The sequence below is a fragment of the uncultured Sphingopyxis sp. genome (assembly GCF_900078365.1).
In the GTDB taxonomy this organism is placed as follows: Bacteria; Pseudomonadota; Alphaproteobacteria; order Sphingomonadales; family Sphingomonadaceae; genus Sphingopyxis.
This window is the reverse complement of the sequence record NZ_LT598653.1, coordinates 404,692-421,018: the sequence shown is the minus strand read 5'-3', so window position 1 is coordinate 421,018 and position 16,327 is coordinate 404,692. Positions and strand designations below refer to the sequence as shown.

Below are 16,327 nucleotides of genomic sequence, written 5' to 3'. Positions count from 1 at the left end.
AGCAGGCAAATCACGCCCTTGCTCTCCAACCATGCCACCGCGGCCTTCATATTATGTCTAGACATAATGGCGCATAAGAACGATGCTGTCCAGATGGAGCAACGCTGGACGAACGCCCGACTCGCGACGATGGCCGGAGACGATCTCGGCCTGATCGACGATGGCGTGGTGGCGGCGAAGGACGGCCGGATCGTCTATGCAGGGCCCGCCGAGGGCGCGCCGGCGACCGGCGCGAGGGCCCATGATTGCGCAGGCCGGCTGATCACGCCCGGGCTGATCGACTGTCACACCCACCTGATCCACGGCGGCAATCGCGCGAACGAATGGGCGATGCGGCTCGAAGGCGCGAGCTATGAAGAAATCGCGCGGGCCGGCGGCGGCATCGTCTCGACGATGCGCGCGACGCGCGCCGCCAGCGAAGCCGAGTTGGTCCAAAGCGCCCTGCCCCGCCTCGACGCGCTGATCGCCGAGGGCGTGACGACGATAGAGATCAAGTCGGGTTATGGCCTGTCGACCGACGATGAAGTGAAGATGCTGCGCGCCGCACGCGCGCTCGCCGATCATCGCGCAATTCGCGTCGAGCCGACCTTTCTCGGCGCGCACGCGCTGCCCCCGGAATATAAAGGCAAGAGCGACGCCTATATCGATCTGGTCGTGGACGAGATGATCCCCGCCGCGGCACCGCTCGCGAGCGCGGTCGATGCGTTCTGCGAAGGCATCGGCTTCTCGCCAACGCAATGCGCGCGGGTCTTCGCGGCGGCCGAAGCGCACGGGCTCAAGGTCAAGCTCCATGCCGAGCAATTGTCAGCCCTCCACGGCAGCGCCCTCGCCGCGCGGCATGGCGCGCTGTCGGCCGACCATCTCGAACACGCGACCGACGACGACGTCCGCGCGATGGCCGAGGCCGGCACCGTCGCGGTGCTCCTCCCCGGCGCCTATTATTTCATGCGCGAGACGAAACTGCCGCCGGTGGACGCGATGCGGCGCCACGGAACGCGCATCGCGCTCGCGACCGACAACAATCCCGGCACCTCGCCGACGACCTCATTGCTGCTGATGCTCAACATGGGCGCGACTTTGTTCGGCCTGACGGTGGTCGAGGCGCTGCGCGGCGTGACGGTGAACGCCGCCGCCGCACTCGGGCTGGGCGACGAGATCGGCACGCTCGAGCCCGGCAAGGTCTGCGACCTCGCAATCTGGGACGTCACCGACCCCGCCGAGCTCGTCTATCGCATCAGCTTCAACCCGCTTCACCAACGCATCAAGGACGGACAATGATTATCGAGCCCGGGCATATAACGCTCGCCGACTGGCGCGAGATCTACGAAGGCGCGAGCGTCGAACTGAGCGCGGGCGCGTGGGAAGCGATCGACGCCAGCGCCGACGCGGTCGCGCGCATCGTCGCGAAGGGGGCGCCGGTCTATGGCATCAACACCGGCTTCGGAAAGCTCGCGAGCGTGCGCATCGCCGACGACGAGTTGTCGACGCTCCAGCGCAATATCGTACTCAGCCACGCCGCGGGGACCGGCGCGCCATCGCCGGCGAAGATCGTCCGCCTGATGATGGCGCTCAAGCTCGCGAGCTTCGGCATGGGCGCTTCGGGCGTGCGGCGCGAAACGGTCGCGATGATCGAAGCGATGCTGGCGAAAGGGCTCACCCCGGTCGTTCCGTCGCAAGGATCGGTCGGCGCGAGCGGCGACCTTGCGCCGCTGTCGCACATGGCCGCGGCGATGATCGGCGTCGGCGCGATCGACGTGGACGGCAAGACGCTCCCCGCCACCGACGCGCTGAAGCAGGCGGGCCTTGCCCCGCTCGACCTCGGCCCCAAGGAAGGGCTCGCGCTGCTCAACGGCACGCAATTCTCGACCGCCAACGCGCTCGCGGGGCTGTTCCGCGCCGAAACCGTCTTCCGCTCGGCCTTGATCACCGGCGCGCTCTCGACCGAGGCAGCGAAAGGCTCCGACGCGCCGTTCGACGCGCGCATCCATGCGCTGCGCGGCCATGCCGGCCAGCGCGAGGTCGGCGACGCGCTGCGCACCCTGATGGCGGGATCAGCGATCCGCGCCTCCCACGCGGTCGACGATCCGCGCGTGCAGGACCCCTATTGTCTCCGATGCCAGCCGCAGGTGATGGGCGCCGCGCTCGATCTGCTGCGCCAAGCCGGCACGACGCTCGGCATCGAGGCGAATGGCGTGTCGGACAATCCGCTGATCTTCGCCGACACCGATGAAGCGCTTTCGGGCGGAAACTTCCACGCCGAGCCCGTCGCCTTCGCCGCCGACATGATCTCGATGGCGCTCTGCGAGATCGGCTCGATTTCGGAACGCCGCATCGCGATGCTCGTCGATCCCGCGCTGTCCGGGCTGCCCGCCTTCCTCACCCCGCGTCCGGGGCTCAACTCGGGCTTCATGATCCCGCAGGTCACCGCCGCCGCGCTGGTCAGCGAGAACAAGCAGCGCGCCTATCCGGCCAGCGTCGATTCGATCCCAACCTCGGCCAATCAGGAGGACCATGTTTCGATGGCCGCGCACGGCGCGCGGCGGCTGCTCGACATGGCCGACAACGCCAGCGCGGTGATCGGGATCGAACTGCTCGCGGCGTGCCAGGGGATCGACTTCCACGCGCCGCTCGAATCGAGCGACGCGCTGGAGGCGGCACACAAACACCTGCGCGCGGCGGTGCCGATGCTCGAAGACGACCGGCACTTCCACCCCGATATGGAGGCCGCGACCGCGCTGATCCGCTCGGGCAGCCTTGTCGCCGCGGTCCCCGCCAGCCTTCCGGGCCTCGGCTGATGGACTGGCTGCGCGTCCATCGCGGCGACGCCCCGCTCGTCGTCGCCTTCCCACACGGCGGCACCGGCCTCGCGGGGCTGGACGAGCAGTTCGTCTCGCCATGGCATGCGCAGATCGACACCGACTGGTGGATCGCCGAACTCTACGCCTTCGCCGCCGATCTCGGCGCGACTTTGGTCGCGACCGACATTTCGCGCAGCGTGATCGACATGAACCGCGATCCCTCGGGCGCGTCGCTCTATCCCGGGCAGGCGACGACCGAGCTATGCCCGACGACGACCTTCGACGGCGAACCGCTCTATCGCTTCGACCAGCCCGACGAAGCGGCGATCACCCAGCGCCTCAACCTCTACCATCGCCCCTATCATGAGGCGCTGATGGCCGAACTCGACCGGCTGAAGGATGCGAATGGCCGCGTCGTCCTCTACGACGCCCACTCGATCCGCAGCCATGTCCCGCGCCTGTTCGACGGTGAGCTGCCGCAATTCAACATCGGCACCAACGGCGGCGCGACCTCAGCCCCCGAACTCGAAACCGTCGTCGCGAACATCTGCGCCGCGAGCGGCCATAGTCATGTGGTCAACGGCCGCTTCAAGGGCGGCTGGACGACGCGCCATTACGGCCGTCCCGAGGAGGGCATCCACGCGATCCAGATGGAGCTCGCGCAGCGCGGCTATATGACCGAGCCCGATACGATCACGCACGCGAATTGGCCCTCTCCCCTCGACCCGAACCCCGCGATCCGGCCCGTGTTGGAGCAAGTGATCGCCGCGACCCTCGACTTTGCGAAAGGACGACAATGACTACCCGTCTCGACAACAGCCGCGTGATCCGCCCGGCCACCGGCCCCGAGATCAGCGCGAAAAGCTGGCTCACCGAAGCGCCGATGCGGATGCTGATGAACAATCTCCATCCCGACGTCGCCGAGGCGCCACACGAGCTGGTCGTCTATGGCGGCATCGGCCGCGCCGCGCGCGACTGGGAAAGCTATGACCGGATCGTCGAGACCCTCAAGCGGCTCGAGGGCGACGAGACTTTGCTCATCCAGTCGGGCAAGCCGGTCGGCGTGTTCCGCACCCACGAAAACGCCCCGCGCGTGCTGCTCGCCAATTCGAACCTCGTTCCCGAATGGGCGAATTGGGAGCATTTCCACGAGCTCGATAAAAAGGGTCTGATGATGTACGGCCAGATGACGGCCGGGAGCTGGATCTATATCGGCAGCCAGGGCATCGTTCAGGGCACCTACGAAACCTTCGTCGAGATGGGGCGGCAGCATTATGGCGGCGACCTTTCGGGGCGCTGGCTGCTCACCGCCGGGCTGGGCGGCATGGGCGGGGCGCAGCCGCTCGCGGCGGTGATGGCGGGCGCGAGCTGCCTCGCGATCGAATGTCAGCCGAGCCGCATCGAAATGCGGCTGCGCACCGGCTATCTCGACCGGCAAGCGGCGAGCATCGACGAAGCGATCGCGATAATCGAAGCGAGCCATGCCGAAGGCAAGCCGGTGTCGGTCGGGCTGCTCGGCAATGCCGCCGAAATCCTGCCCGAAATGGTCCGCCGCGGCATCCGCCCCGATCTGCTCACCGACCAGACTTCGGCGCACGATCCCGTGAACGGTTACCTCCCCGCGGGCTGGACGCTCGACCAATGGTTCACGAAGCGCGAGAGCGACCCCGCCGCGGTCGCAAAAGCCGCCAAGGCGTCGATGGCGGTGCATGTGCAGGCGATGCTCGACCTCCAGGCGGCGGGTGTCCCGACGACCGATTATGGCAACAATATCCGCCAGATGGCGAAGGACGAGGGCGTCGAAAATGCCTTCGACTTCCCCGGCTTCGTCCCCGCCTATGTACGCCCGCTCTTCTGCCGCGGCATCGGGCCGTTCCGCTGGGCGGCGCTGTCGGGCGACCCCGAGGACATCTACAAGACCGACGCCAAGGTGAAGGAGCTGCTGCCCGACAATGCGCACCTCCACAACTGGCTCGACATGGCGCGCGAGAAGATTCAATTCCAGGGGCTGCCCGCGCGCATCTGCTGGGTCGGGCTCGGCGACCGCCACCGGCTCGGCCTCGCCTTCAACGAGATGGTGGCGTCGGGCGAACTCAAGGCGCCCGTCGTGATCGGCCGCGACCATCTCGACTCGGGCTCGGTCGCGTCGCCAAACCGCGAGACCGAGGCGATGCGCGACGGGTCCGATGCGGTTTCGGACTGGCCTTTGCTCAATGCGCTGCTCAACACCGCGTCGGGCGCGACCTGGGTCTCGCTGCACCATGGCGGCGGCGTGGGCATGGGCTATTCGCAGCATAGCGGCATGGTCATCGTCGCCGACGGCACGCCCGAAGCGGCGAAGCGGCTCGAACGCGTGCTGTGGAACGACCCCGGCACCGGCGTGATGCGCCACGCCGACGCGGGCTATGACATCGCGATCGACTGCGCGCGCGAAAAGGGGCTCGACCTGCCGAGCATTTGAGGCATGATCGCCCTTGATTGAAAAAGCCCTGTGCTCCCGCGAAGGCGGGAGCCCATCTCCGGTCGGCGCTATTTTGAACCCGTAGGAGATGGGTCCCCGCCTTCGCGGGGACACGATGGGTCAAGTCGATCGCACTGTAGCACTGATGGGGCTTGGCGCATGATGCTTCGCATCCTAAGGCTCTCCCGACGATCAGGGGAGCGCCACACGCCGATGTCCGAAGCCGAGCCGCAAAGTCATCCCGAAATCCGCGAGGCGGTACGCCGGCTCTGCGCCGATTTCCCCGGCGAATATTGGCAGAGGCTCGACCGCGACCGCATCTATCCGACCGAATTCGTCCGCACGCTGACCGAGGCGGGGTTCCTGTCGGTCCTGATCCCCGAGCAATATGGCGGGTCGGGCCTCGGGCTCGGCGCCGCGACCGCGGTGCTCGAGGAAATCCACCGTTCGGGCTGCAACGGCGGCGCGTGCCACGCGCAGATGTACACGATGGGCACTTTGCTCAAACACGGGTCGGAGGCACAGAAACAGGCCTATCTGCCCGCGATCGCGCGCGGCGAGCTCCGCCTCCAGGCGTTCGGCGTCACCGAGCCGACCGCGGGCACCGACACGACGCGCATCCGCACCTTCGCGCGGCGGGCCGGCGACCAATATATCGTCAACGGCCAGAAAATCTGGATCAGCCGCGCCGAGCATTCGGACCTGATGATCCTACTCTGCCGCACGACGCCGCGCGAAGAATGCGCCAGGCCCTCCGACGGGATGAGCGTGCTGCTCGTCGACATGCGCGAGGCGGTGGGCAAGGGCCTCACCATCCACCCCGTGCGCACGATGCTCAATCATGCGACGACCGAGCTTTTCTTCGACGACCTCGAAGTCCCCGCCGCCAACCTGATCGGCGAGGAGGGCAAGGGATTCCGCTATATCCTATCCGGCATGAACGCCGAGCGCATCCTGATCGCGTCCGAATGTATCGGCGACGGCCGATTCTTCATCGACCGCGCGGCCGCCTATGCCAAGGACCGCTCGGTCTTCGGCCGCGCCATCGGCGAGAATCAGGGCGTCCAGTTCCCGATCGCGCGCGCCTATGTCCAGATCGAAGCCGCCGCGGGAATGGTCGACAAGGCCGCGCGCCTGTTCGACGCGGGCGCCGATTGCGGAACCGAGGCCAATATGGCGAAGATGCTCGCATCGGAGGCGAGCTGGTATGCCGCCGACATGTGCATCCAGACGCACGGCGGCTTCGGCTTTGCCGAGGAATATGACATCGAGCGCAAGTTCCGCGAGACGCGACTCTATCAGGTCGCGCCGATCAGCACGAACCTGATCCTCAGCCATGTCGCGACCCACGCGCTCGGCCTGCCCAAGAGCTTCTGATGGACGATTATTCCGCCTGGGTCGGCCGCAGCGAGACGCGCGAGGACGTCGCGACCGCCGCGCCGCTCACCGGTCTCGCCGCGCTGCTCGACCATGACGCCCCGCCGTGGACCGCCGGCACCGTCCCGCCGCTCGGCCACTGGCTCTATTTCCTGCCGGCCGCGCGCCAGTCGGCGATCGGCGAAGACGGCCACCCGCGCCGCGACGGGCATGGTCTGCTCCCCCCCGTCCTGCTTCCCCGCCGCATGTGGGCGGGCAGCCGCATCGACTTCCTCGCCCCGATCGCGGTCGGCGCCGCGCTGACCCGCGTCACCATGATCGAGGCGATCAAGCCCAAGCGCGGCGCGAGCGGCGATCTGCTCTTCGTCACCTTGCGCCACGACATCGCGGCGAATGGCGTGCCCGCGATCCGCGAGGAGCAGGACATCGTCTTTCGCGAAGCCGCGTCGGCGTCGCCCGCGCCGCCACCAGCCACCACCGCCGAACCCGCCGACGCGATCCGCCGCGTTTCGCCCGATCCAGTGCTGCTCTTCCGCTATTCCGCCCTCACCTTCAACGCGCACCGCATCCACTATGATCGCGATTATGCGCAGGGCGTGGAGGGCTATGCCGGTCTTGTCGTACATGGTCCGCTGATCGCGACGCTGCTGATCGATCATGCCGTGCGCACGGCGCCCGACATCGCCCCCCGCCGTTTCGCCTTCCGCGCCGAAGCGCCGCTGATCGACGGCGCGCCCTTCGACCTCTGCCTCGCGCGCGACGGCGACGGCGCCAGGCTGTGGGCGCGCGATGCCTCCGGGCGCACGACGATGCGCGCGCGCCTCGCCTGAAAACAGCGGATTCTTGGCGGAATCGGCCGCGCGCAATTCATCCTACTGTTATCATCTGGGTAATTCTCCACCCCCGACATTGCCAATTCGCAAAGCAGATGGGCCGGGCGGGGAGCATGGTGCGCTTGTTCGCAAGGATGCGGACAATTGTGGGGAGGTCCGCACCATCGCGCCAGGCGGCGTGAGCGAATTCCCTTTTTGCCAATGTAAGGAGACGATCATGAAGAAAGTCATGCTTGCAGCGTCGGCCCTGGCGCTCGCCGTTGTCGGGGCTCCCGCCTACGCGCAAACTCTCGGCGGTGGGACGAACACGACGGGCGCATCGGGCAACAACAGCGACAATGATACCGTCGTTGTGAACGACCTGATCGACCTGTTCGTGCAGGACAATGCCGCCGACACCTTCTCGGACGACGACCAGGACAATGACGGCAACGGCTCGCTCAACGGCAACACGCTCGTTGTCGCGACGCAGTCGCTGAGCGCAACCAACACCAACCAGAACATGGACGAGCTCGTCGATCTGGACGGTGAGGACGACACCGATACCGCGGTCGGCTACAACAGCGGCAACAACTCGGTGCGCGGCAATGCCTTTGCGGCCTATGCCGGCATCCTGAATGCCGCCTGGAACACGGGCATCAACTCGAACGCCCAGGCAGCGACCAACATCGCCGCGCAAGGCACGGTCAGCTTCGGCGACAGTGCTCCGGCCGGTGGTGGCGGCGGCGGCGGCGACTGATCGGTCCCCCCGGATGGCCGGCCCGGCCCCACTGGCGGGCCGGCCATTTATTCCCGTATCGCTTTCGAGGAGCGCATCATGAAACCCCCGATCGTCCCGGTTCTGCTCGTCATGGCAGGCTTGTCCGTGCCGGTATCGGCCCAATTGCCCCCGCCCGACGCAGAGGTGCCTTCCGTGGCGCAATTTGCCCCCGTCGAAGCTATTGCGGTGCCGGCGATCCCGGCTCGGCCCGAGCGCAAATCGCCGATGCTGAACGACAGCGAGCTCGACACGCAACGCGGCGGCCAATCGCTCGTGATCACCAACCAGACGATGGAGTCGCTCGTCGCGGGCAATGTGCTCAATGGCGACTACACCGCGGGATCGGTCGCGCTCAGCGATTTCGCCCTGTCGAATTTCAACGGTGTCGGCAATCTGCTGATCAACACCGGCGCGCAGGTCAGCGCCCAAAGCGGCATGAACCTGACCATCAATCTCGGCGATTGAATTCCCCGTGCGCCCCATGCGAGCCTTGATCGCGGGCGTGCTGTGCGCCCTCGTGACGGCGCCAGCCGCCGCCGAAGTCCGGCTGACGGGCCCCGAAACCGGCGGCACCTACCAGCTTCAGGTGATGACCTGGTGGGACATCCCCTTTCGGTCGGTCATTCGCCAGCGTTATGATTTCAGCTGCGGTTCGGCCGCGCTCGCGACGCTGCTCACCTATCATTATGGATTGCCGACCTCGGAAACGATGCCGTTCCGTGCGATGTGGCAGAAGGGCGACCGCGAAGCGATCCGCAAGGTCGGCTTCTCGATGCTCGACATGAAGACCTATCTCGCTTCGCGCGGCTTTCGCGCCGAAGGCTTCCGGCTCACCGTCGACCAACTCACGCAGGTGAAGCGGCCGACGATCGTGCTGATGGACCTCAAGGGCTTCAAGCATTTCGTCGTGATCAAGGGCATCCGCGGCGACCGCGTGCTCACCGGCGATTCGGTGCTCGGCCTCAACGAATATTCGCTCGAGGATTTCGACAAGCACTGGAACGGCATCGCGCTGGCGATCGTCGAAGGCGGCGAGAAGCGCCCCCGGTTCAACCTCGCCGGCGACTGGGGCCCCTGGTCGCAGGCGCCGCTCGAAAAGGACGGATCGCTCCACGTCTCGGCCGGCGACCTCACCAACCACCTCCCTCCCCAATATCAGCTGACGCCGCAGATCCTGCTCGATGTGCGCGTCGGCACCGTGAAATGAGAAAGACCATGTCACCACGCCTCCTCCTGCTCGCCCTCGCGCCCGTGCTCCTCGCGGCCAGCGAGCCCGAGGATGCCGATCCGCTGGCAAGCGCGCAGACGGTCCCCGACGAGGTGCTCGCCACGCAGCGCGGCGGCTTCGCCTTTCAGGGCATGGTGATCGCCTTCGGCGCCGACATCCGCAGCTTCGTCAACGACGAGCTGGCGCTGCGCACGATCATCAGCTGGACGCCCGAGGGGCAGTCGATCGAACGCTTCGTCTCGCCCTCGCTGACCGCAGTCGACGCGGCGCAGGTCCAGGGCGGCATATTGACCAGCGGCGGCATCTCGATGCGCGTCGGTGACGAGACGGTGTTCCTCGCCAACAACGGCCAGACCGCGCTGATCCAAAGCACCGACGCGATCCAGAATGTGCTGATCAACACCGCCAGCAACGTCTCGCTGAACCAGCAGGTCGACGCCGTGCTCGACATCAGCGGTTATGAAGGTTTCCGCGACACGCTCGCGACGACGCGGCTCAGCGACTCGATCGGCGCCGTGATGGGCGCCCAGACCGTCGGCGCGCTCGGGAATTAGGGAAGATTCCGAACGACCCCCCGCCCCCGTTTCGACAGGGACGGTTCACCTGGCCCCGCCCTCATCGGCGGGGCTTCTTTCAAGGTCTGCCGGGCTAAACCCGATCGGGTTGACACACCAGATCTTCTCATTTCGTCATCCCGGCGAAGACCGGGATCTCGCCGATGCGTCAGGCCGAGAGGGTGAGATTCCGGCCTTCCGCCTTTGGCGGAAGTTTATCCTGAGCGCCTGCAAGGCAGTCGAAGGGCCGGGATGACGATTCAAATAGGGGTGATCCTGTTCCGTAAGGGCTTATTTGCCGCCGAACGGCATGCGCAGCGTGATCGACACGTCGGGCGCATCCTCGGTCACCCCGATTTCGAAGCCGAGGTTGAGCACGTCGCGCTGGGTCAGCCGGTACGACATACCGAAATTGAGCGAGCCGACGTGGAGATAGTTGGATTTCTGAAACGTATCGCCGATTTCGGTTTCCGTCGGGAAGATATAATTGTGGCGATAGCCGAGCGAAAAGGAAAAGCGCGGGTTGAGCGCGAAGCCGAAGCCGATGTTCGCCGACACCGCATCGCCCGGATCGACGCGCCCGATCAGCACGTCGCCGACCATTTCGTTCACGTCGCGCGGGATGTGATAGAGATAGGCGACGCCGCCATAGAGGACCGCCGGATCCGACGGCATCAGGAAGTTGAGCCCCGGCTGGACTGCCCAGAATCCCGATCCGGTGGCGAGCCCCGTCGCGACGCCGAATTCGTCATAGCCGATCTCGAACGGCCCCTTGCCGGTGTCCGATTTGACGCGCAGCGTTCCGACGAAGATCGGCTTTTGCCCGACCGGCCGGTTGAATTGATAGCGAAGCGAGAATTCGGCGTCGCCGAAGCCGTCCTCGCGCAGCGCGATCTGCCGGACGATGCCCTCGTCGCGCTGCTGGACGACCTCGATCCGGTCGTTGCGATAGAGATAGGGCAAGCGCACTTCGGCTTCGAGCCGGTCGGTGATCCCGTAACGCAGCGACGCGGTGCCGACGAGCGTGTCGCGATCGGCGTCGGTCGCCTCGATCAGCCCGATCTGGATGCCGGGGATCAGCTCGATCCCGCGGAACACGAGACGGTTGGTCGACGAGCGCGTATATTCGAACGAGGGTTCGAAGAAAAGCTCGCCGGCGCGCGTCAGCACCCCCTGTCCTTCGGGAACCGCGGCGACGCGCTGCTCGGGGGGCTCTTCGGGCGGCGGCGCTTCGCCGACCGGCGCGTCGGGCAGCGCGACGGCATCGCTGCCGGGGCCGGGAAGCGCAGGCCCCGGCCCGACCCCCTGTCCTCCCAGGCCCGTGCCGCGGAAGATGTCGAGCGGCGCTTCGGCCAGCGCGAAAGAGGACAGCCGGTCGACCTGTGCCTGCTGGGTCACGATCTGTTGCTGCAACTTCGCGATCTGCTCTCCCTGCTCGGCGATCATCGCGCTCTGCCGGTCGATCAGCGCGCGCTGCTCGGCGATGATCCGGCGCTGCGCGTCGATCTCGCTCTCGGCGCTTGCGGCGGGCTGGCCCTCGGCGGCGCCTGCGGGCGGCGGCGCGGCGGCGCGCCAGGTCGGCGCGACATCAAGGAACGGCAGCGTCTCGCAAAGGCATTCGAGCGCCGGGGCCCCGCGCGCCTGAGCCTGCGCGGGCATGAAGACGGCCGAAAAGCCGACGGCCGCCACGCCCAGATGGCGCAGTGCGGACGGAGCCGACACGATGCTCATGCCCCCAGCTCCTGCCCGGCGAAGGCTCGCCGCATCCGCACCGCGCCCATCCTGTCGATCGCCACCTCCGCCTCTTCGCCGGCGATGGCGCGCAGCCCGCCCGGATCGAGCAACCGGCACGACTGCGGTCCGTCGAGCTCGATCAGGCCCTGACGGACGAAGCCCGATATGGTACGGCTCACGGTATGGATCGTCAGCCCCAGATGGTCGGCGATGTCGCCGCGCGTCATCGGCAGGGGAACGCTGCCGATCGCCGACAATCGCTTCGCCGCCATCAGCAGAAAGGCCGCGACGCGTTCGTTCGCATTGCGGCGGCCGAGCAGGAAGATGCACTGGTTCGCGCTGTCGAGCGCGCGCTCGAGAGCGCGGTTCTGCCCAGGCGCATCGCTCCCCCCGTTCGACGCGGGACGGCGCGCCAGCACGGCGTTCGTCACGGCTTCGGCCGCCGAATCGCGCGCGCCATATTCGACGCCGAACACGTCGCCCTGATAGAAAAAGCCCGTCAGCTGGCGATGACCGTCAATGTGAAAATGACAGGTTCGAACGGTGCCGGATATGACTTCGAACCAGCAATCCCCCGGATCGCCCTGCGAAAATATGATTTCGCCTTTACGGAATTTCAGGATGGTGTCCTGCGGAACTACCCCCCGCTCAACTTCTGCCGACAGACCTTGCACGCCACGTCTCCAATCTCGAATTGGTTTTTGCGGCGACCCCGTTTGCGAGTCTCATCTGCCTTTGCGGGCTGTGAATCCATCCGGGGAAAGACCTAGGAATTCGTGTGTAGGAATGGCCTAGATAAATCACTTACGTATATTTCCTTAGCATTTTCTGGAAAAATACAATTTGATTTCAGCATCATAGCTGTATTGGCACAACAGATGCCGCGCTATGCTTAATTGACTTAGGTTAATTGCTAAACAGCGCGCAAAGGGATATGCTTCCCGCCAGAGCAGGTGGGTGGCGGCTTTAGCCCGCGCAAAAGATGCTCGTCGGTCGCAAAGAGTCCACGCCTTGGGTGTCAGGGGAATTGCACCGTGCATCATAATGCCTTGAACGTCGAACCGCATTTGACCTTTCGCGAGCATCAGATACTGGAATTGGTGGCTGTCGGCTGCTCAGCCAAGCAGATCGCGCTCGAGATCAATATCGCCCCGCGCACGGTCGAACGGCATATCGAAAATGTGCGGCTGAAACTGAACGCCCGCAACCGCGCGCACCTGATCACCCAGGCGATGCACCTTGGCCTGCTGGTCATCGAAACCCCGTCCCCCGAAGAGCCGACGCTCTTCGAACTCAAATGATCAACGGGCGCCCGGACCTGCGATTCAAGCTCGCATCGGGATAGGGCGCCGCCATTCGCAAAGGCCCGGCGCAATTCCGGACGGCTGTTCCGGCCTCCGACCCGCCGGACAACATCGCCCATGAAATTCGAATGCGTCCACTGCGACAGCGCGCCGCCGGCGAGGCGGGCCGGATCGCGTCATTCCACCCCCTGTCCGCCAAGCTTTAGAAATTCTTTAGAGCGGGTTCAGGACTTCGAGCAGGCGCCGGAATAGCTCTCTCGGCCTGGGAGGCACCGCATCGCCGATGCTTCCGCTTTAGGCAAACGGCCGCGGTTCGTCGGGATATCGCCCGCACGCCGCAGCCGGCCCGGGGGAGGAATGCGGCACATGAAGGGAAAAATTCTGGGGTTCGACGAAGCCACCGGCAGCGGCGCCATAAGCGCCGAAGACGGCACGCGCCACAAGTTCGAACGGGCCGACTGGCGGGGCGGCGAGAAGCCGCCCGCGCCCGGCATGACGGTGGACTTCGAAAGCGAGGGCGGCGCGGCGCGCGAAATCTATCCGATAAGCGGGGCCGCTCTGGCGGCGCTCGGAACGATCGGAGCCGACCTTGGCGGTCTCGCGGAATCGGAGCAGGGCGCCCGGATCGCCTCGCTGTTCACGAAATCGCTTGCCGTCCCTCTCGCCCTCATCCTTCTTCTCGGCTGCTTCCTTCCCGCTCTCGCATCGCCGGTGCAAAGCGCGACGCTGATCGGGCTGGGCAATGCGATGGACGATCTCGGCCGGGTCGCGGCGGCGCAGGAAATGCTGGGCGGCGGCAAATCCGGTTTCGATACGATCCATACCCTGCTCATCCTGCGCTTCGCCGCGCCGCTCGCGGCACTTTGGCTGATATGGTCCGCCTGGTCGGGAAAGGCCGAACGCCTGCCCATGCTGGCAGCGGGCGCGGCATCGATCCTCGCCGCCCTGCTCGTCGTCATGCTTCGCTCGGCGATCCTGTCGATGGTTCCCGACTTCGCGCGCGAACGGATGGCGGCGGGCGTCAGTCTCGGACTGGGCACCTGGCTGCTTTTCCTCGTCGGCGCAGCGTTGATCGCCGCCGGTCTCGGCAAACTCCGCAACCCGCTAGCCAAGGATTGAAACGATGAAATATGGCACGACATCGCTGGCCGGCGCGGCCTTCCTCATGCTCACCGGTTGCGGAGGGCCGGCAGCGGAGAAGCCCTCCGAGACCCGCGACCTCGCCGCGGGGGAAGGCCCGTCGGGCGCGATGACCTATTATGGCAAGAAGGTCGAGGTCGACTGCGGCGGCATCGCGATGCCGCCACGGCCCGAAGGTGGCCCGGTCGATGATCTGAGAGGGCTTCGCCTCGGCGTGCCGCTCGACACCGCGATCCGCTTTGTCCAGTGTCCCGAGGGTGAGGAAGCCGACAGCATCCTCCTCGAAGGCGACGGCCCGCGATTGTCGCGCGACCAGGCCGGCCTCGACATCCGGAACTTTGCAAGGATCGCGACCGGCCGCCATCAGGCCCGGTGGAGTTCGACCGACGTTCTCAACTACAACCCGCGAAACCGCCTCGATCAGGTCGATGCCGAGTGGAGCCTTTACGCCGACGGCATGCCGGGGCAGGAAAAACTCTATGCGCTCTGGCTTGTGCAACCCTTCGCCAAGGGCGGCGAGCCGACCGTCGCATCGCAGCAGGCGGCGCTCGAGAAGAAATATGGCAAGCCCACCTTGGTGGGAGACCGCGGTCAGCTGTTCTGGCTGTTTGGTCCCGACGATAAGCCGCTCCCCGAATATGATCGCGACAGGCTTCGTTCATGCAGCGCGGGAATTTCGATCCACGGCACCCAGATGAACTGGCGCCCCGATTGCGGTTTGACCATCGTGGCGCAGATCGATCCCGCCTATGGCAATCCGCAGCTGTCGCAAGCGGTCCGCGTCGCGATGATCGATGCCGCCCGCTATTATGATTATGAAGTCAATCGCTTCCCCCGCGAGCGTGACGCCTATCGCGCGTCGCAGGCGGCCGACGCCGGCGCCAACGAAGGGGGGAAATTCTGATGCGCCATCGTTTCCTGTCCGCCGCGCTGGGCGTGTCGCTCGCTTTTTCGATCGCCGGCTGCGGCGACCAACAGGCGGCGGAAAGCAACGCCGCGAATGTGCCCGCGGGGTCCGCCACTTCGCCATCCCCCGCAGCGGCACCGCCCGCCGCCGCGGCGGCGCCCGCCACCTGCGACAATTACACCGACAGTCTCACCGATCGCGACTGGGCCATCGTCTATTATGCGATGACCGGACTCGCGCCCCCGCGCGAGAAATGGGCGGACGAAGCCCTCGCCGGTATCGATCGCTCGCTGGGCGCCGAAGAGGCCTGGAAACGCGCCAATGCGCAAGTCGATGCCCAATGGAATGCGGTGAAGGATATCCGCTGCGTGACGCTGCGCACGCGCGCCGACCCGCAAGCTTTCGACGCATCGCTCGGAGGCATTCCGCTCGGCGCGTTCGCGCCCGACGCCTTTTTTCCGTTCCATGACGGGTCGATGCGGATCGCGGTCAAATTCCGCAACGCGGACAAGGCGCGCGTCTGGAAAATGAACGCCGACAAGGCGGCGGCGCTGAAAGCCGACAGCTGGCTCGGCAATCTCCGCCTCGCCATACGCGTCCGCCTCGTCGCTTCGCGGCCCAGCGGCAACGGCGGCACGATCGAGGGCGACATCGTCGGCTTTGACATCGAGCCCTCGGAATATAGCCGCATCGACCGCGAAACCGTCACGGTGACGCCATGAGGCGCGCCCCGCTCCTGGCTTTCGCGATGCTGGGGCTGGCATTCGCCTCTCCGGCAATGGCGCAGCAGGCCGGAACGGCGATGACCGTCGAAAGCGGCGGACGCGCGAAGGGCTGCGTCGAGTGGAGCCATCAAACACTTGCGAAACCCTCGCCCAGCAGCCCGGAAAGGCAACTCGTCTATTTCCGGCTGGTCAACAAGTGCGGGCGGGAAGTCAGCGTCATGCTCGCCAGCCAGACCGCGGATTATGCGCAGCGCGTGGGCGACAAGGGCGGAATCGTTCTGGAGGCGGGACAAAACTATGGCGATGCCAGGACGATCCGCAATTACATCTTCTTCAACCCGCCCAAGGACCGATTTCTGAACTTCTGGGTGTTCCAGTCGGATCGCCGGTTCAGCGCCGCGATTTCGCCCGACATGAACCGGTGCGTCCCCGGATTTCAGCCCGTCCGCAACAGCAAGCGCCGCTATCCCGCCTGCCCTCCCGCGTTCCGGTACAGATAGGATTTT

At 66.0% G+C, this 16,327-nt stretch carries 17 protein-coding genes and 1 other annotated feature; of the genes, 15 read left to right on the top strand and 2 right to left on the bottom strand.

What is annotated here, in order from left to right:
• Window positions 1–66: 66 nt before the first annotated feature.
• The 10 genes from hutI (at window position 67) to QZL87_RS01915 (ending at window position 10,011) form a co-directional block, all read left to right on the top strand.
• Window positions 67–1,278: an imidazolonepropionase gene (hutI, locus tag QZL87_RS01960; RefSeq protein ID WP_295323115.1), complete on the top strand. Its 1,212-nt coding sequence runs from the start codon at window positions 67–69 to the stop codon at window positions 1,276–1,278.
• Window positions 1,275–2,795 (top strand): histidine ammonia-lyase, encoded by a 1,521-nt coding sequence (hutH, locus tag QZL87_RS01955; protein ID WP_295323112.1) that lies wholly within the window; start codon window positions 1,275–1,277, stop codon window positions 2,793–2,795. Before hutI ends, hutH begins: the two co-directional genes overlap by 4 nt.
• Window positions 2,795–3,598 (top strand): N-formylglutamate deformylase, encoded by an 804-nt coding sequence (hutG, locus tag QZL87_RS01950; protein ID WP_295323110.1) that lies wholly within the window; start codon window positions 2,795–2,797, stop codon window positions 3,596–3,598. The genes hutH and hutG overlap by 1 nt, the downstream gene beginning before the upstream one ends.
• Window positions 3,595–5,259 carry a urocanate hydratase gene (gene hutU, locus QZL87_RS01945; protein WP_295323108.1) on the top strand — a complete coding sequence of 555 codons (1,665 nt, stop codon included), beginning with the start codon at window positions 3,595–3,597 and terminating at the stop codon, window positions 5,257–5,259. Before hutG ends, hutU begins: the two co-directional genes overlap by 4 nt.
• A 213-nt stretch (window positions 5,260–5,472) precedes the next feature.
• Window positions 5,473–6,636, top strand: coding sequence for an acyl-CoA dehydrogenase family protein (locus tag QZL87_RS01940; RefSeq protein WP_295323105.1), 1,164 nt, complete (start codon window positions 5,473–5,475; stop codon window positions 6,634–6,636).
• Window positions 6,636–7,466 carry an acyl-CoA dehydrogenase gene (locus QZL87_RS01935; RefSeq protein WP_295323103.1) on the top strand — a complete coding sequence of 277 codons (831 nt, stop codon included), beginning with the start codon at window positions 6,636–6,638 and terminating at the stop codon, window positions 7,464–7,466. Before QZL87_RS01940 ends, QZL87_RS01935 begins: the two co-directional genes overlap by 1 nt.
• Window positions 7,467–7,686: 220 nt before the next feature.
• Window positions 7,687–8,208: a hypothetical protein gene (locus tag QZL87_RS01930; protein ID WP_295323100.1), complete on the top strand. Its 522-nt coding sequence runs from the start codon at window positions 7,687–7,689 to the stop codon at window positions 8,206–8,208.
• Between the two features lie 78 nt (window positions 8,209–8,286).
• Window positions 8,287–8,694 (top strand): hypothetical protein, encoded by a 408-nt coding sequence (locus QZL87_RS01925; RefSeq protein WP_295323098.1) that lies wholly within the window; start codon window positions 8,287–8,289, stop codon window positions 8,692–8,694.
• A gap of 16 nt (window positions 8,695–8,710) precedes the next feature.
• Entirely contained in the window at window positions 8,711–9,436 is a 726-nt protein-coding gene (locus QZL87_RS01920) for a C39 family peptidase (protein ID WP_295323095.1), read from the top strand.
• Window positions 9,437–9,444: 8 nt separating this feature from the next.
• Window positions 9,445–10,011, top strand: coding sequence for a hypothetical protein (locus tag QZL87_RS01915; protein WP_295323093.1), 567 nt, complete (start codon window positions 9,445–9,447; stop codon window positions 10,009–10,011).
• A 291-nt stretch (window positions 10,012–10,302) separates the two neighbouring features.
• Here the strand turns inward: QZL87_RS01915 and QZL87_RS01910 are convergent, their stop codons facing one another.
• Together QZL87_RS01910 and QZL87_RS01905 are read right to left on the bottom strand one after the other, a co-directional pair.
• On the bottom strand, window positions 10,303–11,742 hold the full coding sequence (locus QZL87_RS01910) for a hypothetical protein (RefSeq protein ID WP_295323091.1): 1,440 nt from the start codon (window positions 11,740–11,742) through the stop codon (window positions 10,303–10,305).
• Entirely contained in the window at window positions 11,739–12,419 is a 681-nt protein-coding gene (locus QZL87_RS01905) for a helix-turn-helix domain-containing protein (protein WP_295323088.1), read from the bottom strand. Before QZL87_RS01905 ends, QZL87_RS01910 begins: the two co-directional genes overlap by 4 nt.
• 393 nt (window positions 12,420–12,812) lie before the next feature.
• Between QZL87_RS01905 and QZL87_RS01900 the strand changes: the two genes are divergently transcribed.
• From QZL87_RS01900 to QZL87_RS01880, 5 genes are all read left to right on the top strand, one after another.
• Window positions 12,813–13,046, top strand: a complete 234-nt coding sequence (locus tag QZL87_RS01900) for a helix-turn-helix transcriptional regulator (protein WP_295323086.1) — start codon at window positions 12,813–12,815, stop codon at window positions 13,044–13,046.
• Between the two features lie 58 nt (window positions 13,047–13,104).
• Window positions 13,105–13,160: a sequence feature (sul1 is cis-regulatory element that is thought to sense ions involved in sulfur or methionine metabolism; They are found in Alphaproteobacteria), on the top strand.
• Between the two features lie 255 nt (window positions 13,161–13,415).
• On the top strand, window positions 13,416–14,168 hold the full coding sequence (locus QZL87_RS01895; protein WP_295323082.1) for a hypothetical protein: 753 nt from the start codon (window positions 13,416–13,418) through the stop codon (window positions 14,166–14,168).
• Window positions 14,169–14,172: 4 nt separating this feature from the next.
• Entirely contained in the window at window positions 14,173–15,093 is a 921-nt protein-coding gene (locus QZL87_RS01890; RefSeq protein WP_295323079.1) for a hypothetical protein, read from the top strand.
• The gene (locus QZL87_RS01885) at window positions 15,093–15,818 is read left to right on the top strand and encodes a hypothetical protein (protein ID WP_295323077.1); all 726 of its coding nucleotides are present in this window, start codon (window positions 15,093–15,095) and stop codon (window positions 15,816–15,818) included. The genes QZL87_RS01890 and QZL87_RS01885 overlap by 1 nt, the downstream gene beginning before the upstream one ends.
• Window positions 15,815–16,321 (top strand): hypothetical protein, encoded by a 507-nt coding sequence (locus tag QZL87_RS01880; RefSeq protein WP_295323075.1) that lies wholly within the window; start codon window positions 15,815–15,817, stop codon window positions 16,319–16,321. Before QZL87_RS01885 ends, QZL87_RS01880 begins: the two co-directional genes overlap by 4 nt.
• Window positions 16,322–16,327: the final 6 nt, after the last annotated feature.